This is a genomic window from Klenkia marina (assembly GCF_900101025.1).
GTDB lineage: Bacteria > Actinomycetota > Actinomycetes > Mycobacteriales > Geodermatophilaceae > Klenkia > Klenkia marina.
This window is the reverse complement of the sequence record NZ_FMUH01000005.1, coordinates 337,269-363,184: the sequence shown is the minus strand read 5'-3', so window position 1 is coordinate 363,184 and position 25,916 is coordinate 337,269. Positions and strand designations below refer to the sequence as shown.

The following is a 25,916-nucleotide window of genomic DNA, read 5'->3' as shown; positions in this document are numbered from 1 at the left end:
CCCCCAGGGCGGGTGCCGCTCTGCCAGACTCGGGCCATGGGTGCGTGGTTGCTGTGGTTGATCGCGGCCGGCCTGTTCACCGCGGGCGAGGTGGCCAGCCTGGACCTCGTGCTGCTGATGCTCGCCGGCGGGGCGCTCGGCGGCATGGGCGTCGCGCTGCTGGGTGGCGCGGTCTGGCTGCAGGTGGCGGCGTTCGTCGTCGTGTCGCTGGGGCTGCTGCTGGTCGTCCGGCCGGTCGCGAAGCGCCACCTCACCCAGCGCACCCCCGAGCAGATCGACGGTGTCGAGGTCTACGTCGGCCGCACCGCCGAGGTCAGCGAACGCGTCACCGGCACCGCGGGCCAGGTGCGCATGGGCCACGACGAGTGGTCGGCCCGCACCCAGCTCGACGGCGAGGCCTACGACGTCGGCCAGGTCGTGCGCATCGTGCAGATCGAGGGCCCGATCGCCTACGTGTCGCGCGCCTGACCTGGCGAGTGGCCTGGCAGAACCGCAGCGGGCAGTATCGGTGGTGATCATCCAGCCGACGTCAGGAGCGCCCCGCCCGTGGAAGCCCTCATCGCACTCCTCGTGATCGCCGTCCTGGTGGTCATCGTGCTCGCCAAGAGCGTCACGATCGTCCCGCAGGCGCAGGCCAAGGTCATCGAGCGCTTCGGCCGCTACAGCCGCACCCTGAGCCCCGGCCTGGCCATCCTCGTGCCCTTCGCCGACCGCGTGCGGGCCACCATCGACCTGCGCGAGCAGGTCATCAGCTTCCCGCCGCAGCCGGTGATCACCGCCGACAACCTGCAGGTCGGCATCGACACCGTCGTCTACTTCCAGGTGACCGACCCGCGGCTGGCCGTCTACGGCATCGCCAACTACATCACCGGCATGGAGCAGCTCACCACCACGACGCTGCGCAACGTCGTCGGCGGGCTCAACCTCGAGGGCGCGCTGACCGGCCGCGACGGCATCAACTCGCAGCTGCGCGCGGTGCTCGACGGCACCACCGGCCCCTGGGGCCTGCGCGTCGCCCGCGTCGAGATCAAGGCCATCGACCCGCCGCTGTCCATCCAGGACTCGATGGAGAAGCAGATGCGCGCCGACCGCGACAAGCGCGCCACGATCCTCACCGCCGAGGGTCAGCGGCAGTCGGCGATCATGACCGCCGAGGGCCAGAAGGCCAGCCAGATCCTTGCCGCCGAGGGCCACAAGCAGGCCGCGATCCTCGAGGCCGAGGCCGAGCGGCAGTCGCGCATCCTGCGCGCCGAGGGCGAGCGCGCTGCGCTGTTCCTGCAGGCCCAGGGCCAGGCCAAGTCGATCGAGACGGTGTTCCAGGCCATCCACGACGGCAAGCCCGACCAGGGCCTGCTGGCCTACCAGTACCTGCAGACGCTGCCCAAGATCGCGCAGGGCGACGCCAACAAGATGTGGATCGTGCCCAGCGAGTTCTCCCAGGCGCTGGAGGGGCTGGCCAACCTCGGCGGCGCCGGGCGCGGTGGCGACGGCGAGGGCGGCGGCAAGCGCTCGTGGCTCGACGTCGACGGCACCCAGGCCGAGACGTCGGCGCCGGCGCAGAAGCTGGACACCGCCGACTGGTTCGAGTCGGCCCTGCCCAAGGCCGCCGACCAGCCCGAGGCGCGCATCGAGATGAGCTCGCTGGCCGACGCGGCGCCGGAGACCCCGCACCCGCAGATCCCCAGCACGCCGTCGCTGGCCGAGCTGACTGCCGACGTCCGCGAGTCCGGTGCCGCGGCCGACCCGCGCAACGCCCCCGACGCGGACGACGACGCCCCGGTGCCGCCGTCGCCGTACGGCCAGCAGGGGCCTCAGCACGGACAGCAGGGCGAGCAGGGGCAGGGTGGCGGATACGGCGGCCCGCCCCCGCAGTGGCAGAACCCGCAGCAGGGCCCCCCGCCCGGCTACCAGCAGGGCCCACCGCCGGGCTACCAGGGCCGCTGATCGGCTCCACCGCACCCGTCACACGACGACGGGGACCCACGTCGAGCCCGAAGTGGGTCCCCATCGTCGTGTGACGGCGCCGCGGCCGTGCGCGGCAGAGGGCGGGCTACTCGTCCTTGAGCAGGCCCTCGCGGAGCTTGGCCAGGGTCTGGGCCAGCAGGCGCGAGACGTGCATCTGCGAGATGCCGATGTCGGCGGCGATCTGCGACTGGGTCATGTTGCCGAAGAACCGCAGGATGAGGATGCGGCGCTCGCGGGCGGGGATGGTGGCAAGCAGCGGCTGCAGGGACTCGCGGTACTCCACGCCCTCCAGGGCGGCGTCCTCCTGGCCCAGCGTGGCCGCCAGGGTGGGGGAGTCGTCCTCACCCGAGAGCCGCTCGTCCAGCGACGAGGAGCGGTAGGCGTTGGCCACCTGCAGGCCCTCGAGCACCTCCGAGCGGGGGATGCCGAGGTACTCGGCGAGCTCCGACGGGTTCGGCGCACGGCCGTTCTTCTGCGCCAGCTCGCCCACCGCGGCGTTCAGCGACAGGTGCAGCTCCTGCAGGCGCCGCGGTACCCGCACCGACCAGCCCTGGTCGCGGAAGTGCCGCTTGATCTCCCCGGTGATGGTCGGGACGGCGAAGGACAGGAACTCCACGCCCCGGGTGGGGTCGAAGCGGTCGATGGCCGCGATGAGACCCAGCGTGCCGACCTGGAGCAGGTCGTCGAAGGGCTCGCCGCGGTTGCTGAACCGGCGGGCGAAGTGCCGCACCAGGGGGAGGTGCTCCTCGACCAGGATCTCGCGCAGGCGCTCGCGGCGGGGGTCCTCGGGGTCGAGGGAGGCCAGCTCGACGAACAGGGGGGCGGTGCGCTCGGCCCGCTTGCGGTTCTCCGAGACCGGTGCGGCGGGCTCCTTGGGGGGCGCCTGGTCGGCCACGACGGCTTCGGCCTCGGCGACGTCGGCGTCCACCTCGGCCTGGTCGACCTCGGTGTCGGCCGCCCCCGGGGCGGTGGGGAGGACGGGGGTGGTGTCGGGTGTCGGTTCGTTCTCGGGTCTCGTCACGGCATCCACGTCGGAGCTGGGGCTGGGGAAGGTGGTCAGTCGGGTCACCGAGTGACCGGGAGGTCGGCGTTTCCGCCTGCGGCCGCGGTGGGCAGGGCCGCCGGGAGCTCCTTGGTCAGGGTGATGGTGGCCACGGCCGCCGAGGAGCCGTCGCCGGCCGGGACCTGCGCCTGGGTCGAGGGGCCGGCGTCGACGGAGTCGACGAGCGCGGCGATGACCGCCCAGCCGAAGCCGTCGCGGGGGACGTCGGTGCCCTCGGTGGTGGCCACCCAGGCCTGGATGGTCAGCCCGGTCGGGCCGGTCTCGAACACCGTCACCAACGGCGTGCCGGGCAGGGCGACCGAGGAGAGGGTGGCGCTGGCCTCGTCGACCGCCAGGCGGAGGTCCTCGACCGCGTCGAGGTCGAAGTCCATGCGCATCGCCAGGTCGCCGGTCATCGCGCGCACCGCGGGCAGCTGGGTGCGGGACGTGGGCACCCGGAGCTCGAGGCGTTCGGTGCGGCGCGCGGCGGCGCCACCGGTCGTGTCGACCATGGGCTGGTTCGCTCCTCACTGTCGTCGGCCGCCCGAGACGGTCGAGGGCCGGGCCCATCCTCCCGTACGACCGTCGAGCCCGCCCGGCTGGTGGTCCTCCGCGGTTGCCGGGTGCGGCGGGCTGCGGTGGGATGTCTGACGATGACCGACGCCCCGGGGAGCCCGTACCCCCGCGCCGAGCCCCTGGCGCTGGACCTCCCCGCCGACGCGGCGGCCCTGTCCGCGGTGCGTCGCGCGGTGGGGCGCTGGCTCGCCGGCGCCGGTGTGGCGCCCGACGTGGTGGGTGCGCTGCAGGTGGCCGTCGGGGAGGCGTGCGCGAACGCCGTCGACCACGCCTACCCCGAGGACGAACCGGGCCCCATGCTCGTGCGGGTCGCCCGCGGTGCCGACGGCCGCGTGGTCGCGGAGGTCAGCGACCGGGGCACCTGGCGCACCCCCGACGCGGACCCGGGCGACCGGGGGCGCGGGCTGATGATCATGCACCAGCTGCTCGAGGACGTCGAGGTCGACCGCGGCCGGTCCGGCACGACCGTGCGCCTGCGCGTGCCCGCGCGGGCACTGCCGGAGCGGGCCACGGCGAGCGGAGACGACCTCGGGGCGCTGCGCGTGGACCGGTCGGGCCCACTGCCCCGCGTGGTCGCCTCCGGCGGGCTGGACGACGACGCGGCCGCCGCTGTCCGGCTGCGGCTGCTCGAGGGCTCCCGGGGCGGGGTGGTGGCCACCGAGCTGGACCTGCGGGCCGTTAGCGAGGTGGCCGCGGGGGTGGTCGCCGTGGTCGCCGAGGTCGCGGCCATCGGCCGGGCCAACGGGTGGGCGCTGCGGGTGCTCCCGCCGCCCGGTCCGGTCCGCGAGCAGCTGCGCCGGGCCGGCGTGCCGCTGCTGGACTGATCACCCGCGGGGGGTGGCGCAGGTTTGACCCCGGCCGCCGCTGCCCACCTGCTCCGGGGTGAGGCTGCGGCGCAGTGACGTGCACGCCCCCGGGTGGACCCGGCGCGGTGCCGGCCGCGGCTGGGCGTTCTACGACGAGGACGGCGCGCTCATCCGGGACGACCGCCGGGTGCGCGTCGAGGGTCTGGCGATCCCGCCGGCCTGGCGCGACGTGTGGATCTGCCCGTGGCCGCACGGCCACATCCAGGCCGTCGGCACCGATGCGGCCGGCCGGCGCCAGTACCGCTACCACGACCAGTGGCGGGTGCAGCGCGACGCGGCCAAGCACGAGCGGGTGCTCGAGATCAGCCACCAGCTGCCCGACGTCCGTGACGAGGTGGCAGCGGCCCTGCGCCGCCGCGGGCTGGGCCGGGAGCGGGTGCTGGCGGCCGCCGTGCGCCTGCTGGACCTCGGCGCCTTCCGGGTCGGCAGCGACCAGTACACCGAGGACAACGGCACCTACGGCCTGGCCACGCTGCGCCGTGACCACGTCGAGGTGCGGGGTCGGGCGGTGGCCTTCTGCTACCTGGCCAAGGGCGGCAAGCAGCGCGAGATCGAGGTCGCCGACGCCGCCACCGCGACCGTCGTGCGCCAGCTGCTCGAGCGGCCCCGGTCGGCCGGCGAGGAGCTGCTGGCCTGGCAGAACGACGACGGCTCGTGGCGCGACGTGCACAGCGACGACGTCAACGCCTACCTGCGCGAGGTGTCCGGCGCCGAGATCACCGCGAAGGACTTCCGCACGTGGACGGCGACGGTGCTCATGGCCGTGCTGCTGGGCCAGGCCCCACCGCCCACCTCGGCCACCGGCCGCACCAGGGCCGTGCGGACCGCGTACCGGGCGGTCTCCGACCAGCTGGGCAACACCCCGGCCGTCTGCAAGGCCAGCTACGTCGACCCGAGGGTGGTGGACCGGTTCGAGCACGGCGAGACCATCGGCGCCGCCCTCACCGAGGCGGCCGGGGCCGGGGACGACCGGGAACGCCAGCGGGTGGTCGAGGCGGCCGTCTGCGCCCTGCTGTCGGCCTGACGGACCCCCACGACGCCGAGGACCCCGTCACCCGGTGGGCGACGGGGTCCCCGGTGGGACGACGGATCAGGCGTTGCCGTCGACGATGGTGAACAGGTCGATCAGGCCGGTGACCTCCAGCGGGCGGGTGACCGCACGGGTGGAGGCGACGAGCGTGAGGCCGACCTCGCGCGCGCGGGCCGACTTCTGGGTCTCGACGAGGACGGCGAGACCGGCGGAGCCGAGGAACTGGACCCCGCAGAGGTCGATGACCAGCTGCTCGGGCTGCTGCTCCAGCTGGGTGTCCAGCGAGGCCCGCAGCACCGGTGCGGTGAAGGTGTCCACCTCGCCCACGACCGTCACCGTGACCTTGCCGTCGGCGTCCGTGGACGTCGACAGCGTGATCACGTCGTCGAAGGGCGCGTCGGCGGTGTCGGCCGGAGCCGACGAGTCGCGCTGCCCCTCGGCGGGCAGGTCAGATGAGGTCACGGACAGGAGCTCCTCTCAGCGGCGTGGCCCGGTGGGCGCACATGAGCGCTTACAACGTACCTGGCTCGGGGGATCCCCGACGCCGGCGGGCCCGGAGTGGACGGCCGGACGGTGGAGCCGGACGGCTGGCTGCTGAACCGCCCGCCCGGACCCTAGACAGGGCCGGGGCGGGCCACAACCCCGGGCCGTCCAGTGGCGTGGTCAGCCCTCGAGCGGGTGCACCGCCCGCTCCTCGGGCCCCTCGCCGCCGGTCGGTGCCTCGCCGGAGGCCAGGACGTCGTCGCCCACCGAGTCGGTGCCGGAGCTGGTGAGCGGCTCGCCGTCCTGGTCGAGCTGCAGGGCGGGGCCGTCGGGGTCGGCGGCCGGGCGCACCCCGGCGTCGGCGTCGACGTCGGGCTCCTCGCGGGCCAGCCGGCCGTCGAGCGGCTCGCCCTCGGCCTGCTCGGCGGCGGTGGTGCCGAAGTCGACGCTGGCGCCGGCGGTCTCCCGGCCCATGTCGGGGGCGAACTGGGGGTCCTCGGCCAGGGCGGCCTCGGGCGTGTCGTCGGCGATCTCGGGGATCCCGGCGTCCTCGGGGAACTGGTCGCGGGCGGTCTGGCCCTCGGGCTGCGTCATGGTGGCCCCCTACCCCCGCGGTCGCGTCGTCCACACCCGGTGTGAGCCCCCTCCCGGCCCGGGTAGCGCGCCCGGTATGTCGGTCACGGAGAAGGTCGGGTCCTGGGCCCGCACGCAGCAGGAGCAGTACGCCCACGGGGAGCAGCGACCGCTCGGCGGTCTGCTGGGCGCGATGGGGGTCTACGGCGCGCTCACCGCGGCGGGTGCGGCGGCGTTGCGGGCGACGGGTCGCCCGCTGCCCGAGCGGATACCGCTCGGTGACGCCCTGCTGCTCACCGTCGGCACCTTCCGGCTCGCCCGCACTGTCGCCAAGGACCCGGTGACCAGCCCGCTGCGTGCCCCCTTCACCCGCTTCGAGGGGACGTCGGGCGAGGCGGAGCTCGCCGAGGGGATCCGCGAGCACGGGGGCTGGAAGCACGCGGTGGGCGAGCTGGTCACGTGCCCGTTCTGCCTGGCCCAGTGGATCGGCACGGGTTTCGTGCTGTCCTACGTGGCCGCACCGCGGGCCACCCGGCTGGCCGGGCTGGTCATGACCATCGTCGCCGGCGCCGACGTGGGGCAGTTCGCCTACGACAAGCTCCAGTCCGACGTCACCGACTCGTAGGGGGTGGTCGGACCGGGTGGACGGGCCCGGACGCCCCTAGGCTGATCAGGACGACGACGAGAGGGACGAAGGCATGCGGTCGATCTGGAAGGGCGCGGTCTCCTTCGGGCTGGTCTCGATCGCCGTGAAGCTGTACTCGGCCACCGAGGACCACGACGTCAAGTTCCACCAGGTGCACAAGACCGACGGCGGCCGGGTCAAGTACCGCCGGGTCTGCTCGGTCGACGGCGAGGAGATCGAGTACCGCGACATCGCCAAGGGCTTCGAGCTGCCCAACGGCGAGCTGGTGGTGCTCACCGACGCCGACATGGAGGAGCTGCCGCTGGGCAGCACCCACGAGATCGAGGTGCTGCAGTTCGTCGAGCAGTCCGAGATCGACCCGATCCACTTCGAGAAGACCTACTACCTCGAGCCCGAGGGCACCGCGGCGCGGCCCTACGTGCTGCTGCGCACCGCGCTGGAGAACGCCGGCCAGGTCGCGATCACCAAGATCGCGATCCGGCAGCGCGAGTCGCTGGCCGCGCTGCGCGTGCGGGACGGGCTGCTGGTGCTGCACACCATGCGCTGGCCCGACGAGATCCGGACGCCGGAGTTCGGGTTCCTCGACGAGGACGTCACCGCCAAGCCCGCCGAGCTGAAGATGGCCGAGTCGCTGATCTCGACCATGAGCGGCACCTTCGACCCGTCGGTGTTCACCGACGACTACAAGGAGGCCATGGCCAAGCTCCTGGAGGCCAAGCAGGCCGGGGGTGACGTCGTCCGGCCCGAGGAGGTCGAGGACGACGAGGACGACGGCTCGGTGGTCGACCTGATGAGCGCGCTGCGGCGCAGCGTGGAGAAGGCCGGCAAGAAGCCCCCCGCCGACGAGGACGACTCCTCCGACGACGCCCCCGCGGACAAGGCCCCCGCGAAGAAGGCCCCGGCGAAGAAGGCCGCCGCGAAGAAGGCCGCGCCGGCGAAGAAGGCACCGGCGAAGAAGGCCGCCGCGTCGAAGTCCGCCTGAGGTGGTGGACGAGTCCACCCGGCCGATGCTCGCGGTTGCCGGGGAGCTGCCCCGCACCGACGACGGGTGGGCCTACGAGTTCAAGTGGGACGGCGTCCGGGTGCTGGCCCACGTGCGCGCCGGCGCGCTGCGGCTGCGGGCCCGCAGCGGTACCGACGTGACCGAGCGCTACCCCGAGCTGGCCGCGCTGCCGGCCTCGCTCGCCGACCGGGACGCCGTGCTCGACGGCGAGGTGGTCGCGCTGGACGCGCAGGGCCGCCCGGACTTCGGCCTGCTGCAGCAGCGCATGCACCTGACCGGTCCCGAGGTCGCCCGCACGGCCCGGCAGGTGCCGGCCTCCTACTTCGTGTTCGACCTGCTGGCGCTGGACGGGGTGCCGCTGCTGGACCGGCCCTACCGGGAGCGCCGCGAACTGCTGGACACCCTCGAACCCGCCGCCCGGCGGTGGAGCCCCACGCCGTGGTTCGACGCCGACGGCGCCGGGGTGCAGGCGGCCAGCCGGGAGCACGGGCTGGAGGGCGTCGTGGCCAAGCGGCTGGCCTCGCCGTACCGCCCCGGTGGCCGCGGCCCCGAGTGGCTGAAGGTCAAGAACGTGCAGCACCAGTCGGTCGTGGTCGGCGGGTGGCGGCCGGGCAACGGGCGCCGGGCCGGTGGCATCGGCTCCCTGCTGGTCGGCGTCCAGGGGCCCGACGGCCTGCGCTACGCCGGGCGGGTGGGCACCGGGTTCACCGACCGGGCGCTGCGCGAGCTCGCCCGCGACGTGACCGGCCGGTCGTCCTCCCCGTTCGCCGGGGAGGTGCCCGCCGACGTCGTCCGCGAGGCGCACTGGGTCGAGCCCGACCTGGTCGGCGAGGTCGTGTTCGCCGGCTGGACCGGCGACGGGCACCTGCGGCACCCGGCCTGGCGCGGCCTGCGCGAGGACGTCGCCCCGACCGCGGTGGTGCCCGAGTGACCCGGCAGCGGGTGTCGATCGGCGGGCGGCAGCTCGAGGTCTCGAACCTGGACAAGGTGCTCTTCCCCGAGGTGGGCGTCACCAAGGCGCAGGTGATCCAGTACTACGTGCAGGTCGCGCCGGTGCTGCTGCCGCACCTGGCCGGGCGGCCGGTCACGTTCACCCGCTGGCCGCACGGGGTCGAGGGCGCCTCCTTCTTCGAGAAGAACAACGCCCGGCATGCGCCGTCGTGGGTGCAGCACGTGGTGGTCCCGGCGCCGGGCTCCACCAAGGACCGCGAGACGTTGGACATGGTGCTGCTCACCGACGTCCCCGACCTCGCCTGGTCGGCCAACCTGGCCGCGCTCGAGCTGCACGTGCCGCAGTGGCGGGTCGACGACGAGGGCGTGCCGCAGCTGCCCGACCTGCTGGTGCTCGACCTCGACCCCGGGCCGGGCACCGGGGTGGCCGAGTGCGCCGCCCTGGCGCTGCGGCTGCGCGAGCGGCTGGTGGACGACGGCCTGGACCCGGTGGTGAAGACCTCGGGCTCCAAGGGCCTGCAGGTCTACGCACCGATCCGCTGCACCGACCCCGACCACCCGTCGAGGTACGCCAAGGCGCTGGCCCAGGCGCTCACCGAGGAGACGCCGGACGACGTCGTGTGGCGCATGGAGAAGGTGCTGCGCCCGGGCAAGGTGCTGGTCGACTGGAGCCAGAACAACACCGCCAAGACCACCGTCGCGCCCTACTCGCTGCGCGCCCGGGCCGGGGCCACCGTGTCCACCCCGGTGACCTGGGAGGAGCTCGACGGGCCGCTGGTGTTCGACACCGACGACGTGCTGGCCCGCATCGAGCAGCACGGCGACCTCTTCACGACCGGGGAGCCCGCCGACCTGCCCTGACGCGTCTGGGATCATCCCCTCCCGTGTCCACGAGCAATGCCGGCCGGTTGGTCGTCCGCTGTCCCGACCGCCCCGGCATCGTCGCCGTCCTGTCGCGCTTGATGGCCGACGCCGGCGCCAACATCACCGACTCGCAGCAGCACAGCTCCGACCCGTCGGGGGGCACCTTCACGCTGCGGCTGGAGTTCGTGCTCGACGGCCTCGCCGAGCGCCGGGCCGAGCTGGACGGGCAGCTCGCCGCGCTCGCCGGCGAGTGGGGGATGACCTACCGCCTGGTGCTGGCCGAGGCGCGCCCCCGGCTGGCGGTGTTCGTGTCGAGGACCGACCACGTGCTGCAGGAGCTGCTGTACCGGGTCTCGGCCGGTGACCTGCGGGCGGAGATCGCCGTCGTCATCTCCAACCACCCCGACCTCGAGCCGGTCGCCACCGCCCACGGCATCCCGTTCCACCACGTGCCGGTCACCCCCGGCACCAAGGCCGAGGCCGAGGCGCGGGCACTGGAGCTGGTGGGCGACTGCGACCTGGTCGTGCTCGCCCGCTACATGCAGATCGTGTCGCCGGAGTTCTGCGCACGGTTCCCCGAGCGGTTGATCAACATCCACCACTCGTTCCTGCCGGCCTTCGTGGGCGCCAACCCCTACCAGGCCGCCGCCGACCGGGGCGTGAAGCTGATCGGGGCCACCGCGCACTACGTGACCGCCGAGCTCGACGCCGGGCCGATCATCGAGCAGGAGGTCGCCCGCATCGACCACCGCGCCACGGTGGAGGACATGCGCCGGGTCGGCCGCTACGTCGAGCGCCAGGTGCTGGCCCAGGCGGTCACCTGGCACGTCGAGGACCGGGTCATCGTCGACGGCGCCAAGACCATCGTCTTCGCCTGAACGGTTCTGCTGGGCAGAAGCTCGAGGTGCCGGAGCGCCCAGCAGGTTCCTAGGGTCGGCGGGTCAGCGTCGACACCCCGGAGGCAGCCCGTGCCCAGCTCCGCGCGCAAGGATCGACCGGCGGTGGCCCGAGCCGCGGGGTGGGTGGCCCCGCTCTGCTGGATCGCCGTGGTCCTCGACGGGTTCGACCTCGTCGTCGTCGGCACCGTCGTCCCCACGCTGCTGACCCCCGAGGGCTTCGGGCTGTCGGGGACCGGGGCGACGGCCGTCGTCACGGCCGGCCTCGTGGGGATGACCATCGGGGCGCTCTCGCTCGGGGCGCTCACCGACGTGCTCGGCCGGCGCCGGGTGCTCATCGGCGCGGTGACGGCCTTCTCGCTGCTCACCCTGGCCTGCGCCGCCGCCCCGAACGCCGGGGTGTTCGGCGGGCTGCGGTTCCTCGCCGGGGTGGGGCTGGGCGGCGCGCTGCCCACCGCGATCGCGCTGGTCAACGAGTTCAGCAACCGCGCCGGGCGGGCCACCACCACGGTGATGACCGGCTACCACGTGGGTGCGGTGGCCACCGCTGCCCTGGCCATCGTGGTGGTCGAGCCGCTGGGGTGGCGCTGGATGTTCGTCGTCGGGGCGCTGCCGGCCGTCGTCCTCGTCCCGCTCATGCTGCGCCACCTGCCGGAGTCGCCCGGGTACCTGGTCGCGCACGGGCGGCGCGCCGAGGCCGAGCAGATCGCGGCCGCCTACGGCCTGCAGCTCGAGCCCGCCGACGCCGCACCCGAGCCGACGTCGGCCGGGGCCACGCTGCGCACCCTGTTCTCCCCGCAGTACCTGCGCACGACCCTGGCCATCGCGGTCACCTCGTTCATGGGGCTGCTGCTGGTCTACGGCCTCAACAGCTGGCTGCCGACGATCATGCGCGAGGCGGGCTACGACCTCGGTGCGGCCCTGACCTTCCTGCTCGTGCTCAACGTCGGCGCGATCGTGGGCCTGCTCGTCGCCGGCCAGGTGGCCGACCGGGTCGGGGCCCGACGCGCCGGGCTGGCCTGGTTCGCCGCCGGGGCGGTCTTCCTGGCGCTGCTGTCCATCCGGCTCCCGCTGGCCGGCATCTACGTCATGGTCTTCCTGACCGGCTGCTTCGTGTTCAGCGCCCAGGTGCTCGTCTACGCCTTCACCAGCGCGAACCACCCACCGCACGTGCGGGCCACCGCGCTGGGCTGGTCGGCCGGCGTGGGCCGGGTCGGTGCGATCAGCGGCCCGCTGCTCACCGGCGGCCTGGTGACCGCCGGCATCGCGTTCCCGTGGGGCTTCTACCTGTTCGCCGCGGTCGGCGCCCTGGGTGCGGCGGCGTTCGCCGTGACCCGGGGCAGCGCCTAGTCGCGCTTGCGGTCCTGCTCGGCGAGGAAGGCCTCGATCTGGTCGGCCATCTCCTCGCCCGAGGGGATCTCGCCCGACGAGCCGAGCAACCCGGCACCCTCGCGGGCGGCGGAGAAGCTGTCGAACTGCGCCTCCAGCTGGGCCACCACGGCGGTGTTCTCCTCCGAGCGCCCGATCTGGGCGTCGACCTCGGTGCGGTTGGCCCGGGCGGCCTCCTCGAGCGTCTCGGTCGGCAGGTGCAGGCCGGTGAGCTGACCGAGGTGCTCGAGCAGGGTGAGCGAGGCGGCCGGGTAGGTCGCCGACGCCAGGTAGTGCGGGACGTGCGCGGCGACGCCGAGCGCGTCGACCCCGGCCTCCCCGGCGCGCAGCTCGAGCAGGGCGCCCGCGCTGCCGGGGATGCGCATCTCGCCCCAGTAGACCGGGTAGCTGGCGATGAGCTCGCGCCGCGTGGCGTGCGCGGTCACCGTGACCGGGCGGGTGTGCGGCACGGGCATCGGGATGGCCTGCAGCATGACCATGCGGGTCACGCCGAGGGTCTCGACCAGGCCCAGGACGGCGGCGGTGAACCGTTCCCAGGCGAAGTCGGGCTCGGCGCCGTGCAGCAGGAGGAACGGGGTGCCCCCGTCGTCGTCGACCGCGTACAGGGTGATCTCGGGTGCGGCGAAGGACTCGTAGTGGTCACCGGCGAAGGTGATCCGCGGCCGGTGCCCGCGGTAGTCGACCAGTGCGTCGGCGTCGAACCGGGCGATGACCTCGTGCGGCAGGCTGGCCAGCAGGTGCGCCCCGGCCAGGGCGCCGGCGTGCGCGGCGTCGAACTCACCGGCCAGGTCGTGCACGAGCACGAGCTCGTCGGCGGCGGTGCGCTCGACGAGCCGCTCGTGGGCGGGCAGCAGCTCGACGAGGTCCTCGGGACGTGGGGGCACGGTCGGGTCCTCTCCTCGTGGTCCGACGGGTGGTTCGACGGTCCGCCCGGTGAAGCTCCGCCGGGTGGCCGGGCATTCCCATGGTGCCCCCGATGGCGCTCGAACCGCCCGGCGCGCACCCTGGATCGGTGAGCGCGTCGACCGACCAGCTGGCCCGGCGCATCGAGGAGCTGCTCGACGCGCGGGCCCCGACGTCTTCGATCTGCCCGTCCGACGCCGCCCGCGCGGTCGACCCCGACGGCTGGCGCGAGCTGATGGACGACGCCCGCGCCGCCGCCGGTGAGCTGGCTGCGCAGGGCCGGGTGCAGGTCACCCAGCGCGGCGAGGTGGTCGACGTCGCCACCGCCCGCGGGCCGGTGCGGATCCGCCGCCCGCGGTAGGTCAGTCGGCGACCGGGTCCGCGCTGCGGGTGAGGCGGGCGCCGTCGGCGTCGCCCACCAGCTCGGGCACGCGGCCGTCGTCGTCGCGCTCGGGGTGCCGGCCGTCGAGCTGGTCGCGGGCGTACCGGTAGCCGACGGCGAGCAGGGCCGCCACCGGCACGGCCAGGAACGCGCCGATGATGCCGGCCAGGCTGGAGCCGGCGGTCACGGCGAGGATGACGACGCCGGCGTGCAGCTTGAGGCCACGGCCCTGCAGGATGGGCTGGAGCACGTTGCCCTCGACCTGCTGCACGACCACCACGACGACCAGCACCCACACGGCCGTGCTGAACCCGTTGCTGACCAGCGCGATGAGCACCGCGAAGCCGCCGGCCACGAAGGCACCGATGATCGGCACGAAGGCCGCGAAGAACGTGATGACCGCCAGCGGCAGCACGAGCGGCACGCCGAGGACCAGCAGCCCCAGGCCGATGCCCAGGGCGTCGATCGCGCCGACCAGGGCCTGCTGGCGGATGAACTCCGACAGCGTGCGCCAGCTGCGGTGCGACAGCTCGGCGACGTGCGGGGCGGCCTGCGGACCGGTCTGCGCCGCCAACCAGGGCAGGAAGCGGGGGCCGTCCTTGAGGAAGAAGAAGGTGAGCACCAGCGCGAGGACGACGTTGACCAGGCCCGTGCCGATGGCGCCCGCGCCGGTCAGCGCCAGGTTGGCGATGTCGCCGGCGCTGGACTGCAGCTGGTCGATGGCCTGGTCGACGTAGGTGCCGATCTGCTCCTGGCCAAGGTTGAACGGTGGGCCGGACAGCCAGTCCTGCACGCTCTCCAGGCCGTCGGTGACCCCGCCGGAGAGCTCGTCGACCTGGGCGACGACCGACGGGGCGATCGCGGCGAAGATGCCGATGACCGCGCCGAGGAACAGCACCACCGAGGTGATGGCCGCCAGCGCGGGCGGGAACCGCAGCCGGCCGCGCAGCAGCCGGGCCAGCGGCCACATGACGGTGGAGAACAGGAGCCCGAGGACGACGGGCAGCAGCACCGAGGACCACAGCACGCCCAGCACGTAGCCGATGACGACGACGGCCCCGGTGACCAGCAGCAGCCGCCACGAGAAGGTGGCCAGCACCCGGCTGGCCGCGGCCAGCCGGGGACCGCGGTCGAGGGCGGGCACCGGGGCGCTGGTCTCCGAGGGTGGCTCGCCGGACTCGTCGTGGAAGTCGGCCGGGGGCATCCTGGTGGCGCCCGTGTGCGCCACGGGGGTGTCCCCGGTGCGCTCGTCGTTCTCCTGCTGGGCGTCGGCCATGCCGCTATCGGAGCACACCTGGTGTTCGGGCACCGGTCGGGAACCCCCCGGGCGGGGGATCGGGCCGACGGGCGGGGAGTCGGTGGCCCGTCGTAGCGTCCGGGCATGCCGAAGACCGCCACCGCCGACCGGGTCGACCGCGACGGCCTGCTCACGTTCCTCCGCCCCCGGCACAAGGCGTTGCTGATGACCCGCCGCGCCGACGGCGAGCCGCAGATCTCGCCGGTCAGCTGCGGGGTCGACGCCGAGGGGCGCATCGTGGTGTCCACCTACCCGCAGCGCGCGAAGTCCAGGAACGCCCGGCGGGACCCGCGGGTCACCGTGGTGGTGCTGTCCGACGACTTCGACGGCCCCTGGGTGCAGGTCGACGGCACCGCCGAGGTGCTCGACCTGCCCGAGTCGGTGGAGCCGCTGGTCGAGTACTTCCGCTCGATCAGCGGCGAGCACCCCGACTGGGACGAGTACCGCGAGGCGATGCACCGGCAGGGCAAGTCGCTCATCCGGGTCACGCCGGTGCGCTGGGGTCCGGTGGCGACCGGTGGCTTCCCGCCGGAGCTGACCGACAAGCCCTGAGGCTTGCACAGGCGTAGGGAAAGGTGTCATGCTTGCCTGGTGCCCTTCGTGCTCACCGTCGACCAGCGAGCCAGCCGGCGTGGCCCCGACCGGGTGTCCGCGGCGCTGGACGCGCTCGCCGACGCCCCGGTGCTGCTGGACTTCGAGCGCACCGCCGGTGACGAGTTCCAGGGGGTGGTCGGGCACCCGGCCGTGGTCGTCGACGTGCTGTGCCGGCTGGCCCGGGCGGGCGGCTGGAGCGTGGGCATCGGTGCCGGCCCGGTCCAGACCCCGTTGCCGGACTCGACCCGGGCCGCGACCGGCCCGGCCTTCCTCGCCGCCCGGCGGGCGGTCGACGTGGCCAAGCAGCGCCCCTCACGGGTGGCCGTCGAGGGTGCCGACGACGTCGCCGCGGCCGACGCCCAGGCGGTGGCCACCGTGCTGACCGTCCTCCTCCAGCGCCGCAGCCCGCAGGCGTGGGAGGCCATCGACCTGGTCGCCGCCGGGTGCACCCAGGCCGAGGCCGGGGCCCGGCTGGGCATCACCCGCCAGGCGGTCGGGCAGCGGCTGGCCGCCGCGGCCGTCGACGTGGAGCACGACCTGCACCCCGTGCTGGCCCGGCTCCTGGCCCGGGCGGAGGGCGGCCGGTGACGCTGGCGGCCCTGGTCCTGCTCGTCCTGGCCGGCGCGCTGGGCGCGGCGGTGCTGCGGCGGGCCGAGACCGGCCGCGTCCCGCGCGGGCGCGAGCTCGTGGCCCACCGCCGGGAGCCGGCGACGCCCTGGGCCGCCTTCGCGCTCGCCGGACTGGTGGCCGCGGCGGCCGCGCTGGCCTGGGCCGCGGCCCCGCCCACGCCGTGGCTGCGCTCCGCCGTCGCGATCGCCGCCGTGGTGGCCGCCGGGCTCGGCGGGGGACCGGTGGTGACCGCCGTCCTCGCCGCCGCCGACCCCACCCGGGCGGTCTCGGCGCTGACCGGCCCTCCCACGACCACGTCGCCGGTCGGGGGGCAGCGGCCCGGCATGGCGGGCATCGCCGACCCCGACGTGCTGCGCGGTGGGTCGTGGATCGGGGTCCTCGAGCGGCTGGCGCTGGCCGCGACGATGCTGGCCGGGTGGCCCGAGGGCCTGCCGGTGGTGCTGGCGATCAAGGGCCTGGGCCGGTTCCAGGCGCTCAAGGAGACCCCGGCGGCCGAGCGCTTCATCATCGGCACGCTCACCAGCGTGCTGTGGGCCGCTGCGTGCGCCGGGGTCGCCGTCCTCGCCCGCGGCTGACCCCTCAGCCCAGCTGCCAGCCGTCGGTCCCGCAGCGCCCGTCCTGCGCGGCCCCGACGGCCAGCACGGTGCCGTCGGCCCGCAGGCCCAGGGTGTGCGCCGACCCGGCGGCCACGGCCACGACGTCGCGCCACCCGCCGACCGCGCACTGCCCGTGGCCGTCGTCGCCGACGGCCAGCACCGTGCCGTCGCCGAGCACCCCGACCGTGTGGTGGCTCCCGGCGGACACCCCGACCACCCCGTGCCACCGGTCGGTCCCCGCGCCGGCCGGACCGCCGGCGGTCAGCACCCGGCCGGCCGCCGTCAGGCCCACGGTGTGCAGCGTCCCGGCCGACACCGCGACGACCTCGCGCCACCCGCCCACGTCGCACTGGCCGCGCCGGTCGAGACCGGCAGCCAGCACGGTGCCGTCGTCCCGGAGGCCGACGGAGTGCCAATCACCGGCCGCGGTGGCGCGCAGCCGGTCCCACCCCTCGACGTCGCAGGCGCCGTCGGTGCGCCGGCCGACCGCCCGGGCCGTGCCGTCGGCCAGCACGGCCAGGGTGCGGCGCCAGCCCGCGGCCACGGCCACCACGTCGCGCCAGCCGCCCACCGCGCACTGGCCGTCGCCGTCCCACCCGGTGGCCAGCACCGTGCCGTCCGACCGCAGCCCGACGGTGTGGCTGCGCCCGGTGTTGGCCGCGGTGTGCACCGACCCGACGGCGACGGACACCACGTCGGTCCAGTCCGCCGTCCGGCCCTCCTCGGACCCGCGGCGGCCGGCGACCAGCACCCGGCCGTCGGCGCGCAGGCCGACCGAGTGCCGCCGGCCCGCGGCGATCCGGGCGCGGGGCGGCATCAGTCGCTGAAGACCTCGATCTGCGCGCCCATCTCGACCAGCCGTTCGTAGAGCTGCTCGTAGCCGCGGGCGATGATGTCGACGTTGCGCAGCACCGAGGTGCCCTTGCACGCCAGCATGGCCAGCAGGATGCAGACCGCCGGGCGCAGCGCGGGCGGGCAGACGATCTCGGCGGCCGACCAGTGGGTGGGGCCGGTGACCAGCACGCGGTGCGGGTCCAGCAGGCGCACGTCGGCGCCCAGCCGGGTGAGGTCGGACAGGTGGATCGCGCGGTTGTCGTAGACCCAGTCGTGGATGAGCGTGCCGCCGGTGGCCGTCGCCGCGATGACCGCGAAGAACGGCAGGTTGTCGATGTTGAGGCCCGGGAAGGGCATCGGGTGCACCTTGTCGATCGGCGCCTTGAGCGTCGAGGGGTGCAGGGTGATGTCCACCAGCCGGGTGCGGCCGTTGTCGGCGGGGTACTCGGGGGAGAGGTCGTAGCGCAGCCCCATCTCGCCGAGGATGGCCAGCTCGATCTCCAGGAACTCGATGGGCGCGCGGCGCACCGTGAGCTCGGACCCGGTCACGATGCCCGCGGTCAGCAGGCTCATGGCCTCGACCGGGTCCTCGCTGGGGGTGTAGTCGACGTCGGCGTCGAGCTCGGCGCGGCCGTGCACGACCAGGGTGGTGGTGCCGAAGCCGTCGATGCGCACGCCGAGCAGCTCGAGGTAGAGGCAGAGGTCCTGGACCATGTAGTTCGGGCTGGCGTTGCGGATGGTGGTGGTGCCCTCGTGGCGGGCCGCGGCCAGCAGCGCGTTCTCGGTGACGGTGTCGCCGCGCTCGGTCAGCACGATGGTGCGGTCGCGGGCCTCGGGCGCGGCCACCCGGGCGTGGTAGGCGCCGGCGTGCGCCTCGATCTCGAGACCGAACGGGCGCAGCGCGATCATGTGCGGCTCGATGGTGCGCGTGCCGAGGTCGCAGCCGCCGGCGTAGGGCAGCTCGAAGGTGGGCTCGCGGTGCAGGAGCGGGCCCAGGAACATGATGATGCTGCGGGTGCGCCGGGCGGCGTCGGCGTCGATGCCGGCCAGGTCGAGCTCCGCGGGCACGACGATGGTGAGGTCCTTGCCGGCGGCGTCCCAGGTGGCCTGCACGCCGATCGAGCGCAGCACGTCGAGGATGCGCTCGACCTCGACGATGCGGGCGACGTTGCGCAGCGTCGTGGTGCCGCGGTTGAGCAGCGAGGCGCACAGCAGCGCGACGGCGGCGTTCTTGCTGCTCTTGACCACCACCGAGCCCGACAGGGGCCGGGCGCCGGTGACCCGCAGGTGGGTCGGGCCGCCGCGGCCGACGGTGATGAGCTCGCTGTCGAGGGCGGCGGAGAGCCGGCCGAGCAGCTCGAGGGTGAGGTTCTGCGCCCCCTGCTCGATGCGGGCGATCGCGCTCTGGCTCGTGCCCAGCCGCTCGGCCAACTGGGTCTGGGTCAGCCCGTGGTGGCGGCGCGCGTCGCGGACGAGCGTGCCGATCTGGCGCAGGGACTGACCGGTGGCTTCTTCGGTGAGGGACATCGGCGACGACGATATCTCAGATGTGAGATGCCTGCGGACGAGGCGGAGGGCCGCAAGGATGGACCGCGTGGACACCACCGTGGACGGCGACGCCCTGCGCATCTACTGCAACGACCACCTCGCGGCGTCCGCGGGCGGCATCGGGCTGGTCCGGCGGATGCTGGACCACCACGTCGACGACGCCTACGAGCCGCAGCTGCGCGAGCTGCTCGCCGAGCTGCAGGAGGAGCGCGCGGCCCTGGCCGCCACGATGACCGCGGTGGGCATCCGGCCCAACCGCGTGAAGCAGCTGGTGGTGCGGGTGGCCGAGAAGCTCTCCCGGCTCAAGCCCGACGGCCGCCTGGGGCGCTCGCCGCTGAGCACGGTCATCGAGTTCGAGTTCCTCACCGGCGCGGTGCTGCTCAAGCGCGCCGGGTTCGAGACCCTGCTGGGGCTGTCGGAGGTCGACAACCGCATCGACGCCGGTCTCGTCACCCGGCTGGTCGAGCAGGCCGACCGGCAGCACCGGTGGCTGGGTGAGGCCCGTCGGCAGCACGCCGCCGAGGTGTTCGGCGGCCGGGCCGAGCGGCAGGACGACGCGTCCGACACCTGAGGTCCCCCCGACCCGGCGGACGGGCGGCACCGGGGGTAGGAACGGGGCATGTGCCACAGCCACGACAGTCGCCCACCCGCCGCGCCCCGTCCCGCCGGTGACGTCGCCGAGCGCGGCACCCTGGCGCTGGCCTCCGCCGACGGCACCGAGTTCTCCGCCGCGTTCGCCGCCCCGGCCGCACCCGCCCGGGCCGGCGTCGTCGTGCTGCCCGACGTCCGGGGCCTGCACCCCTTCTACGTGGCCCTGGCCGAGCGGTTCGCCGAGGCGGGTCTGCCGGCGGTCGCGGTCGACTGGTTCGGCCGCACCGCCGGGCGGCCGGCCACCGGCACCCGCGAGGAGGACTTCGACTGGGGCGCGCACGTCCCCCTCATGACCGACGAGGGGGTCGACGCCGACGTCGCCGCAGCCGTCGCCTACCTGCGCTCGCGCACGTCCCCCGACCTCCCGGTGGTGGTGGTCGGCTTCTGCCTGGGCGGCAGCCACGCCTGGCGGTTGGCCGCGGGAGGCGTCGACCTGGCCGGGTGCGCCGGCTTCTACGGTCAGCCCGGTCGGGTGGGCGAGGCCGCCGACCGCGCCGCGCTGCCCACCGTCATGCTCATCGCCGGGGCCGACTCGGCCACCCCGGTCGAGGACCAGCTCGCCCTGGCCGACCGCATGCGGGCCGCCGGCGCCGACGTCGACGCCCCGGTCTACGACGGGGCGCCGCACTCGTTCTTCGACCGCGGGTTCGCCGAGTGGGCCGCGGCCTGCGACGACGCGTGGGAGCACGTGCTGGGGCTGACCGACCGCGTGGCCCGGTGAACGACCCCCGACGGCGGACCGCAGCGGGGTGGCCCCGGTGAACAGGGTGGTCGTCGACGACCTGCGTGCCGACTGCAGCCGGTGCGCGGCGTTGTGCTGCGTCGTCCCCGCCTTCTCCCGGGGCGCGGACTTCGCCCTGGACAAGCCCGCCGAGACGGCGTGCCCCAACCTCGGGGCCGACGACCGCTGCGGCATCCACCCCGTGCTGCGTGAGCGGGGCTTCCCGGGGTGCGTGGTCTACGACTGCTTCGGGGCCGGCCAGCACGTCACGCAGCACGTGTGGCCCGGTCTGGACCGGGGTGACCGGGCCGAGCTGCACCAGGTGGCCACCGTGTTCCCGGTGGTGCGGGCGCTGCAGGAGCTGCGCTGGTTGGTCCGTGCGGCGCGCGCCCTGGACCTGCCCGGGGGTCTGGCCGGGCAGCTGGCCCGCGCCGACGACGAGCTGGCCCGACGGGTGGCCGGCGACGTCGAGCAGCTGCGGGAGGAGCCGGTCGGGGCCGTGCGGGCCCAGGTGAACGGGCTGCTGACCCGGGCCAGCGAGCACGCCCGGCGCTCGGTGGCCCGGCCCCGCGACCTGCGGGGGGCGGACCTGGTGGGTGGCGCGCTCGCCGGGGCGGACCTGCGCGGCGCCTCGCTGCGCGGGGCGGTGCTGCTGGGTGCCGACCTGCGGCGGGCGGACCTGCGGCTGGCCGACCTCACCGGCGCCGATCTGCGGGGGGCCCGGCTGGGCGGCGCCGACCTGCGCGGCGCGCTGTTCGTGACCTCGGCGCAGCTGGAGGCCGCAGTCGGCGACCGGGTCACCCGGCTCGACGTCGGCGTGCCGCGCCCGGCGCACTGGACGGGGGGTGCGCCGTGAGCACGGACCCCGACGTCGTCGCCCTCGCCGGGCGGGTGTTCGACCTGGCCCGCAGCGGGGCCACCGACGAGGTGGCGGAGTACGTGTCGGCCGGGGTGCCGGCGAACCTCACCAACGGTTCCGGCGACACCCTGCTGATCCTGGCGGCGTACCGCGACCACCCGGCCACCGTCGTGCGGCTGCTGCAGCTGGGGGCCGACCACGCACGGGTCAACGACCGCGGGCAGACCGCCCTGGCGGCCGCGGTGTTCCGGCGGTCGGTGCCGTCGGTGACCGCGCTGCTCGACGCCGGGGCCGACCCCGACCACGGCTCGCCCAGTGCACGGGAGACCGCGGCGTTCTTCGGGCTCGCGGACATGACCGCGCTGCTCGACCGGCGCCCGGGATGAGACTCGCGTCGGCCGACGGGGCGTGGCTGGACCTGCGGGTGCTGCGTCGGCAGGCGGTGGAGGTGCGGGCGGTCGAGCTGGACCGGGCGGACTGGGCGCAGACCTGGTTGCTGGTGCGCGGCGAGGTGCGCACCGCGGACGGCCGGGGGTGGGTGTTCCGTGAGCCGTGCCTGACGCCGTGGGAGGGCAACCAGCTCGGCTCCTGGTTGCGGGCGGTGGCCGAGCGACCCGGCGGGCTGCTGGGCACCGGGTTGCTGGCCGCGGACCCGACGCTGTCCTGGGTGCTGGACGACGCCCGGGGGGACCGACGGCTGCTGCGGGTGCACCTGACCGGGCCGGCCGCGTGGACCGACCCGGTCACGGCGGAGCAGGTGGGCGGCGGGGTGCCGCTCGACGTCACCGTCGGGACGCTGCTCGGCGCAGCGGAGGAGTGGCTGGCCGACATCGCCGCGAGCGGCTGAGGTCGAGCCGTGGCGACGGTCAGCGACGGCGGCGGACCGCCCAGAGCACCGCGGCCAGGGCGGCGGCTGCCCAACAGACCCGGAGGGCCGGACGTCGTCCGGCCCCGGAGGTCGCGGCCACGGTGGCCGCGACGGTGCGCGGTGTGCCCGGGCGGACGGCGGGGGAGCCGGTGAGCGCCCGTCCGACGGGGGAGGAGACCCCCGCGCCCAGTTCGACCACCCGGCCCTGGGGGCCGGTGACGTCGAGGTGGAGGCCGTGCCGGGCGAGGTCGGTGCCGAGCCGGCCCACCGCGGCGCGGCCGGGGCGCAGGGTCGCCCCGGCCGGCCACGGTGTGCCGACGACGGCCCGCCACAGGGCGAGCGGGTCCGTCGCGGCGAGGACGAGGTCCGACCCGTCGCCGGTGAGCCTGGCAGTCACGGCACCGACGACCACCTCGAGGTCGGCCCGGACGACGAGGCGGTCGGTCATCCCTGCGAGACGCCCTCGGCGGTGGTGATGCGCAGCGTGCCGTTGAGCTTCCAGGTGGCGCGGGGCGCGTCGGCGCCGATCTCGCGGGGCACCTCGACGGTCATGTCGACGAACTCGTAGTTGATGGCGGCGCCCTTGCCGGTGAGGTAGGACCACATCTCCTTGCCCAGGTCGGCGAAGGTGCGGGTCTCGGTGGTGTCGTTCGGTGCGGTCATGCTGGGGCAGGTGTCCGCCGCGGTCGGGCGGTAAACCTGGTTTACGCAGTCAGTTGCGGCGCACGAGGAGGACCGCGTACTCGAAGACGCGGCCGTCGCGCTCGACGGGGAGCACGAGCTGCTCTGCGTCGACCGCGTCGGGCAGCTGCGCCAGCCGTGCCAGCAGGGTGGGGGAGGGGTCGGCCGACCAGATGGCCAGCACCCCGCCCGGGCGCACCGCCGCCAGTGCCCGGGCCAGCCCGGGGGCGCCGTAGAGCCCGGCGTTGGTGCCGTGCACCAGGAAGTCGGGTCCGTTGTCGACGTCGAGGAGCACCGCGTCGTAGCGGTCGGGCTCGAAGGCGCAGGCGACGTCCCCGGCGACGAGGTCCAGCCGCGGGTCGGAGATGCTGGGCAGCCCCGGCAGCAGACCGGTGGCGGCCCACCGGAGCAGCGCGTCCTCCAGCTCCACGACCACCACCTCGGCCACTCCTGGCGAGGCGAGGACGGACGCGGCGGTCCACCCCAGCCCGAGGCCGCCGACCAGGACGGCCAGCTCGGCGCCGTCGACCCGGGCCAGGGCCTCGGTCGCCAGGGCCCGCTCGGTGGAGGTGTCGACGTCGTCCATCGCGAAGACGCCGTCGACGACCAGCTCGGTGACCGCGGCGCCGTCGTCGGCGGTGCGCCGCCACAGGGCGACCTCCCCGTGCGGTCCGCTCACCCGCCCCAGCTCCTCCCGCACGCCGGCCATCCTGCCGTCCCCGGGCGTCGTCCGGCATCCCGGAGGAGCGTCGGCTCCGGGCGCGCACCGGCCGGGGGAACAACCGCGGGGCGGCCGGTGTCATCCTGAACCGTGGACTCCCGCCGTGCCTACGTCGTGTGGCTGGTCGGGTTGCTCGCCTACGCGGTCGCGGTCTTCCACCGCGGGTCGCTCGGGGTGGCCGCCGTCGACGCCCAGGAGCGCTTCTCGGCCGGCGCCTCGGCGGTCAGCCTCTTCCTGGTGCTGCAGCTGGCGGTCTACGCCGGCCTCCAGGTGCCCGTCGGCATCGCGCTGGACCGGTTCGGCTCGCGCACGATGGTGGTCGCCGGGGCGCTCACGATGGCCGCCGGCCAGCTGCTGCTGGCGGTGGCCACCGACGTGCCGACGGCGGTCGGGGCGCGGGTGCTGGTCGGCGCCGGTGACGCGATGACCTTCATCAGCGTGCTGCGGGTGGTGACGCTCTGGTTCAGCGGCCCCACCGTGCCGGTGATCACCCAGCTCACCGGCATCCTCGGCCAGGTCGGGCAGATCGCGGCCGCCTACCCGCTGGTGCAGGCGCTGCACCGCACCTCCTGGGCCGCCACCTTCACCGGGGCGGCCGCCCTGGGCGTGCTGGTCGCCGTCCTGGTGCTGGTCGCGCTGCGCGACGCCCCGTCCGGCACACCGGTGACGCCGACCGCGGGGTGGGCCGAGATCTGGCAGAACCTCGCCGGGGCCTGGCACGAGTCGGGCACCCGCATCGGGCTCTACACGCACCTGGTGACCCAGTTCTCCGGCACCGTCTTCGCCCTCCTGTGGGGGTTCCCGTTCCTCGTGCTGGGCCAGGGCCTCTCCCCGGGGACGGCGGCCGGCCTGCTCACCCTGCTGGTGGTGGTCGGCATGGGCGTGGGCCCGTTGCTGGGGGCGCTGTGCGGGCGCTGGCCGCTGCGCCGGTCGGTGCTGGTGTTCGGCATCGCCGGCGCCACGACCACGGCCTGGACGGTCGTGCTGCTGTGGCCCGGGCGGGCGCCGCTGTGGCTGCTCGTCGTCCTGGTGGTGGTCCTGGCGACCAACGGGCCCGGCTCGATGATCGGTTTCGACTACGCCCGCACCTGGAACCCGGCCCACCGGCTGGGCAGCGCCACCGGGGTGGTCAACATCGGCGGGTTCGTCGCCTCGCTGCTCACCGTGCTGGCGGTGGGCGCCGTGCTCGACGCGACCACCCCCGGCTCCTCCACCGCCTACGACCTCGGCTCGTTCAAGGCGGCCTTCGCCGTGCAGTACCTGTTCTGGGCCGTCGGGCTGGTCGGGGTGTGGACCCACCGCCGCCGGCTGCGCGACCGGCTGGCCGGTGACGGCGTCGTCCTCACCCCGCTCTACACCGCGGTGCTCAGCCGGGTGCGCCGGCGATGACCGTCCCCGCCGGCTTCTTCGCCGAGCACACCCGGCTGGTGCGCACCCCGCTGGTGCCCGAGGTCGTGCTGCACCTGGCCGACGACGTCGCGGCGCTGTGGCAGGCCATGGAGGACGCCGCCGGGGTGGGCGAGGTCCCCGGGCCGGGGGAGGCCTCCCCGTTCTGGGCCGCCGCCTGGATCGGCGGGCAGGGGCTGGCCCGCTACGTGCTCGACCACCCCGACCTGGTCGCCGGTCGCACCGTGCTCGACCTGGGTGCCGGCAGCGGGCTGGTGGCGGTGGCCGCGGCGCTGGCGGGGGCCGACCGGGTGCTGGCCAGCGACGTCGACCCCTACGCGCTGGCCGTCATCCCGCTCAACGCGGCGGCCAACGGCGTGCGCGGGGTCGAGCCGGTGGGTGACGTCCTGGACGACGACTGGGGCGGGCCGCGGTTGAGCACGGTCGACGTGGTGCTGGCCGGCGACGTCTTCTACGACCTGCGGATGGCCGACCGCGTGCGGCCGTGGCTGTTCACCGGCTGGGTGCGCGGGGCGATCGTGCTGGTGGGCGACCCCGGCCGGTCGCAGCTTCCCGAGGCGCTGGTCGAGGTCGCCGGCTACGACGTCGCCGACAGCGGCGTGGACCCCGCGCGCCGCACCACGGTGTGGCGCCTGCCCTGAGGCGGACAACACCTGTGGAATTCGCGTGGGGCGGTTGTCATCTCGTGTGACCTGCTCGTAACGTGGCCGTGTCCGGTCGGCCGAACCTCCCTCCCCGGGAGACCCACCGGACGCCGCTGAGTCACCGCACCGGGCAGCGCCGCCCGTGGCACGAGGTGAACCGGGGACCCACCGCAGCACCGGGGTGAATCCTGGCGCCGGCCGCACCGAGCACGAGGGTGCGACGACGCCGGGTAGGGCCGCTTCCCGCCCGAACCCGTCAGCTAACCCGGTAGGCGGCTGCACCGACCAGCCACGGT

Annotated in this window: 32 protein-coding genes and 1 riboswitch; of the genes, 21 read left to right on the top strand and 11 right to left on the bottom strand. The window is 75.0% G+C overall.

Going from position 1 to position 25,916, the window contains the following annotated elements:
* Nucleotides 1-36: 36 nt before the first annotated feature.
* Nucleotides 37-468 (top strand): NfeD family protein, encoded by a 432-nt coding sequence (locus BLP29_RS16225; protein ID WP_092806339.1) that lies wholly within the window; start codon nucleotides 37-39, stop codon nucleotides 466-468.
* 78 nt (nucleotides 469-546) lie between these two features.
* A complete protein-coding gene (locus BLP29_RS16220) occupies nucleotides 547-1,944 on the top strand; it encodes an SPFH domain-containing protein (RefSeq protein ID WP_092806337.1) in 1,398 nt (465 codons plus the stop codon).
* Nucleotides 1,945-2,050: 106 nt separating this feature from the next.
* Here BLP29_RS16220 and BLP29_RS16215 read toward each other — a convergent pair whose 3' ends face one another.
* Complete coding sequence (locus BLP29_RS16215) at nucleotides 2,051-2,986, bottom strand: RNA polymerase sigma factor SigF (protein WP_243470027.1); 936 nt, start codon at nucleotides 2,984-2,986, stop codon at nucleotides 2,051-2,053.
* Nucleotides 2,987-3,030: 44 nt separating this feature from the next.
* Entirely contained in the window at nucleotides 3,031-3,519 is a 489-nt protein-coding gene (locus BLP29_RS16210; protein WP_092806335.1) for an ATP-binding protein, read from the bottom strand.
* A gap of 141 nt (nucleotides 3,520-3,660) precedes the next feature.
* Here BLP29_RS16210 and BLP29_RS16205 point away from each other — a divergent pair, with 141 nt between their 5' ends.
* Nucleotides 3,661-4,407, top strand: a complete 747-nt coding sequence (locus tag BLP29_RS16205; RefSeq protein ID WP_092806333.1) for an ATP-binding protein — start codon at nucleotides 3,661-3,663, stop codon at nucleotides 4,405-4,407.
* A gap of 79 nt (nucleotides 4,408-4,486) precedes the next feature.
* Complete coding sequence (locus BLP29_RS16200; protein WP_092806500.1) at nucleotides 4,487-5,473, top strand: DNA topoisomerase IB; 987 nt, start codon at nucleotides 4,487-4,489, stop codon at nucleotides 5,471-5,473.
* 66 nt (nucleotides 5,474-5,539) lie between these two features.
* Here the strand turns inward: BLP29_RS16200 and BLP29_RS16195 are convergent, their stop codons facing one another.
* Both BLP29_RS16195 and BLP29_RS16190 read right to left on the bottom strand, forming a co-directional pair.
* Nucleotides 5,540-5,941, bottom strand: a complete 402-nt coding sequence (locus BLP29_RS16195) for an STAS domain-containing protein (RefSeq protein ID WP_092806331.1) — start codon at nucleotides 5,939-5,941, stop codon at nucleotides 5,540-5,542.
* 201 nt (nucleotides 5,942-6,142) lie between these two features.
* Nucleotides 6,143-6,556 (bottom strand): hypothetical protein, encoded by a 414-nt coding sequence (locus BLP29_RS16190; RefSeq protein WP_092806329.1) that lies wholly within the window; start codon nucleotides 6,554-6,556, stop codon nucleotides 6,143-6,145.
* Nucleotides 6,557-6,632: 76 nt separating this feature from the next.
* Between BLP29_RS16190 and BLP29_RS16185 the strand changes: the two genes are divergently transcribed.
* The 6 genes from BLP29_RS16185 (at nucleotide 6,633) to BLP29_RS16160 (ending at nucleotide 12,245) form a co-directional block, all read left to right on the top strand.
* Complete coding sequence (locus BLP29_RS16185; RefSeq protein WP_092806327.1) at nucleotides 6,633-7,160, top strand: DUF1360 domain-containing protein; 528 nt, start codon at nucleotides 6,633-6,635, stop codon at nucleotides 7,158-7,160.
* Between the two features lie 73 nt (nucleotides 7,161-7,233).
* The gene (gene ku, locus BLP29_RS16180) at nucleotides 7,234-8,163 is read left to right on the top strand and encodes a non-homologous end joining protein Ku (protein ID WP_092806325.1); all 930 of its coding nucleotides are present in this window, start codon (nucleotides 7,234-7,236) and stop codon (nucleotides 8,161-8,163) included.
* A gap of 4 nt (nucleotides 8,164-8,167) precedes the next feature.
* The gene (gene ligD / locus BLP29_RS16175; protein ID WP_243470026.1) at nucleotides 8,168-9,115 is read left to right on the top strand and encodes a non-homologous end-joining DNA ligase; all 948 of its coding nucleotides are present in this window, start codon (nucleotides 8,168-8,170) and stop codon (nucleotides 9,113-9,115) included.
* On the top strand, nucleotides 9,112-9,996 hold the full coding sequence (gene ligD / locus BLP29_RS16170) for a non-homologous end-joining DNA ligase (RefSeq protein WP_243470025.1): 885 nt from the start codon (nucleotides 9,112-9,114) through the stop codon (nucleotides 9,994-9,996). The genes ligD (BLP29_RS16175) and ligD (BLP29_RS16170) overlap by 4 nt, the downstream gene beginning before the upstream one ends.
* A 23-nt stretch (nucleotides 9,997-10,019) precedes the next feature.
* Nucleotides 10,020-10,877: a formyltetrahydrofolate deformylase gene (purU, locus tag BLP29_RS16165; protein ID WP_207798538.1), complete on the top strand. Its 858-nt coding sequence runs from the start codon at nucleotides 10,020-10,022 to the stop codon at nucleotides 10,875-10,877.
* Between the two features lie 123 nt (nucleotides 10,878-11,000).
* On the top strand, nucleotides 11,001-12,245 hold the full coding sequence (locus BLP29_RS16160; protein ID WP_243470024.1) for an MFS transporter: 1,245 nt from the start codon (nucleotides 11,001-11,003) through the stop codon (nucleotides 12,243-12,245).
* Here BLP29_RS16160 and BLP29_RS16155 read toward each other — a convergent pair.
* Nucleotides 12,242-13,168 (bottom strand): proteasome assembly chaperone family protein, encoded by a 927-nt coding sequence (locus BLP29_RS16155; protein ID WP_092806323.1) that lies wholly within the window; start codon nucleotides 13,166-13,168, stop codon nucleotides 12,242-12,244. The genes BLP29_RS16160 and BLP29_RS16155 overlap by 4 nt on opposite strands.
* 128 nt (nucleotides 13,169-13,296) lie before the next feature.
* Between BLP29_RS16155 and BLP29_RS16150 the strand changes: the two genes are divergently transcribed.
* Nucleotides 13,297-13,548, top strand: coding sequence for a DUF3253 domain-containing protein (locus BLP29_RS16150; RefSeq protein ID WP_092806321.1), 252 nt, complete (start codon nucleotides 13,297-13,299; stop codon nucleotides 13,546-13,548).
* Between the two features lies 1 nt (nucleotide 13,549).
* Here the strand turns inward: BLP29_RS16150 and BLP29_RS16145 are convergent, their stop codons facing one another.
* Nucleotides 13,550-14,845: an AI-2E family transporter gene (locus BLP29_RS16145; RefSeq protein ID WP_243470023.1), complete on the bottom strand. Its 1,296-nt coding sequence runs from the start codon at nucleotides 14,843-14,845 to the stop codon at nucleotides 13,550-13,552.
* Nucleotides 14,846-14,950: 105 nt separating this feature from the next.
* On the opposite strand from BLP29_RS16145, the gene BLP29_RS16140 reads away from it, so the two are divergent.
* The 3 genes from BLP29_RS16140 to BLP29_RS16130 are packed head-to-tail and all read left to right on the top strand — an operon-like array spanning nucleotide 14,951 to nucleotide 16,665.
* Nucleotides 14,951-15,418 carry a PPOX class F420-dependent oxidoreductase gene (locus BLP29_RS16140; RefSeq protein WP_092806319.1) on the top strand — a complete coding sequence of 156 codons (468 nt, stop codon included), beginning with the start codon at nucleotides 14,951-14,953 and terminating at the stop codon, nucleotides 15,416-15,418.
* Between the two features lie 39 nt (nucleotides 15,419-15,457).
* A complete protein-coding gene (locus BLP29_RS16135; protein ID WP_092806317.1) occupies nucleotides 15,458-16,048 on the top strand; it encodes a hypothetical protein in 591 nt (196 codons plus the stop codon).
* The gene (locus BLP29_RS16130; protein WP_092806315.1) at nucleotides 16,045-16,665 is read left to right on the top strand and encodes a hypothetical protein; all 621 of its coding nucleotides are present in this window, start codon (nucleotides 16,045-16,047) and stop codon (nucleotides 16,663-16,665) included. Before BLP29_RS16135 ends, BLP29_RS16130 begins: the two co-directional genes overlap by 4 nt.
* Nucleotides 16,666-16,669: 4 nt before the next feature.
* On the opposite strand, the gene BLP29_RS16125 is transcribed toward BLP29_RS16130, so the two are convergent.
* Nucleotides 16,670-17,503, bottom strand: coding sequence for an RCC1 domain-containing protein (locus BLP29_RS16125; protein ID WP_092806313.1), 834 nt, complete (start codon nucleotides 17,501-17,503; stop codon nucleotides 16,670-16,672).
* Nucleotides 17,503-19,047: a helix-turn-helix domain-containing protein gene (locus BLP29_RS16120; RefSeq protein WP_092806311.1), complete on the bottom strand. Its 1,545-nt coding sequence runs from the start codon at nucleotides 19,045-19,047 to the stop codon at nucleotides 17,503-17,505. The genes BLP29_RS16125 and BLP29_RS16120 overlap by 1 nt, the downstream gene beginning before the upstream one ends.
* A 67-nt stretch (nucleotides 19,048-19,114) precedes the next feature.
* Here BLP29_RS16120 and BLP29_RS16115 point away from each other — a divergent pair, with 67 nt between their 5' ends.
* Genes BLP29_RS16115 through BLP29_RS16095 form a run of 5 tightly spaced genes read left to right on the top strand, consistent with a single transcriptional unit; the run spans nucleotide 19,115 to nucleotide 22,146 of the window.
* Complete coding sequence (locus BLP29_RS16115; RefSeq protein ID WP_243470022.1) at nucleotides 19,115-19,639, top strand: hypothetical protein; 525 nt, start codon at nucleotides 19,115-19,117, stop codon at nucleotides 19,637-19,639.
* A gap of 48 nt (nucleotides 19,640-19,687) precedes the next feature.
* On the top strand, nucleotides 19,688-20,440 hold the full coding sequence (locus tag BLP29_RS16110) for a dienelactone hydrolase family protein (RefSeq protein ID WP_092806307.1): 753 nt from the start codon (nucleotides 19,688-19,690) through the stop codon (nucleotides 20,438-20,440).
* Nucleotides 20,441-20,477: 37 nt separating this feature from the next.
* On the top strand, nucleotides 20,478-21,296 hold the full coding sequence (locus tag BLP29_RS16105) for a pentapeptide repeat-containing protein (RefSeq protein ID WP_243470021.1): 819 nt from the start codon (nucleotides 20,478-20,480) through the stop codon (nucleotides 21,294-21,296).
* Nucleotides 21,293-21,685 carry an ankyrin repeat domain-containing protein gene (locus BLP29_RS16100; RefSeq protein ID WP_092806303.1) on the top strand — a complete coding sequence of 131 codons (393 nt, stop codon included), beginning with the start codon at nucleotides 21,293-21,295 and terminating at the stop codon, nucleotides 21,683-21,685. The genes BLP29_RS16105 and BLP29_RS16100 overlap by 4 nt, the downstream gene beginning before the upstream one ends.
* Nucleotides 21,682-22,146, top strand: coding sequence for a WapI family immunity protein (locus tag BLP29_RS16095; RefSeq protein WP_133379202.1), 465 nt, complete (start codon nucleotides 21,682-21,684; stop codon nucleotides 22,144-22,146). The genes BLP29_RS16100 and BLP29_RS16095 overlap by 4 nt, the downstream gene beginning before the upstream one ends.
* Before the next feature lie 19 nt (nucleotides 22,147-22,165).
* Here the strand turns inward: BLP29_RS16095 and BLP29_RS16090 are convergent, their stop codons facing one another.
* The 3 genes from BLP29_RS16090 to BLP29_RS16080 are packed head-to-tail and all read right to left on the bottom strand — an operon-like array spanning nucleotide 22,166 to nucleotide 23,527.
* The gene (locus tag BLP29_RS16090; protein ID WP_092806299.1) at nucleotides 22,166-22,615 is read right to left on the bottom strand and encodes a hypothetical protein; all 450 of its coding nucleotides are present in this window, start codon (nucleotides 22,613-22,615) and stop codon (nucleotides 22,166-22,168) included.
* Nucleotides 22,612-22,830, bottom strand: coding sequence for a hypothetical protein (locus BLP29_RS16085; RefSeq protein WP_092806297.1), 219 nt, complete (start codon nucleotides 22,828-22,830; stop codon nucleotides 22,612-22,614). Before BLP29_RS16085 ends, BLP29_RS16090 begins: the two co-directional genes overlap by 4 nt.
* Before the next feature lie 49 nt (nucleotides 22,831-22,879).
* Nucleotides 22,880-23,527 (bottom strand): polyamine aminopropyltransferase, encoded by a 648-nt coding sequence (locus BLP29_RS16080; protein WP_207798535.1) that lies wholly within the window; start codon nucleotides 23,525-23,527, stop codon nucleotides 22,880-22,882.
* Between the two features lie 132 nt (nucleotides 23,528-23,659).
* On the opposite strand from BLP29_RS16080, the gene BLP29_RS16075 reads away from it, so the two are divergent.
* Complete coding sequence (locus BLP29_RS16075; RefSeq protein ID WP_092806293.1) at nucleotides 23,660-24,958, top strand: MFS transporter; 1,299 nt, start codon at nucleotides 23,660-23,662, stop codon at nucleotides 24,956-24,958.
* Nucleotides 24,955-25,617 carry a class I SAM-dependent methyltransferase gene (locus BLP29_RS16070; protein WP_092806291.1) on the top strand — a complete coding sequence of 221 codons (663 nt, stop codon included), beginning with the start codon at nucleotides 24,955-24,957 and terminating at the stop codon, nucleotides 25,615-25,617. Before BLP29_RS16075 ends, BLP29_RS16070 begins: the two co-directional genes overlap by 4 nt.
* A 143-nt stretch (nucleotides 25,618-25,760) precedes the next feature.
* Nucleotides 25,761-25,893, top strand: a riboswitch (cyclic di-AMP (ydaO/yuaA leader).
* Nucleotides 25,894-25,916 lie beyond the last annotated feature (23 nt).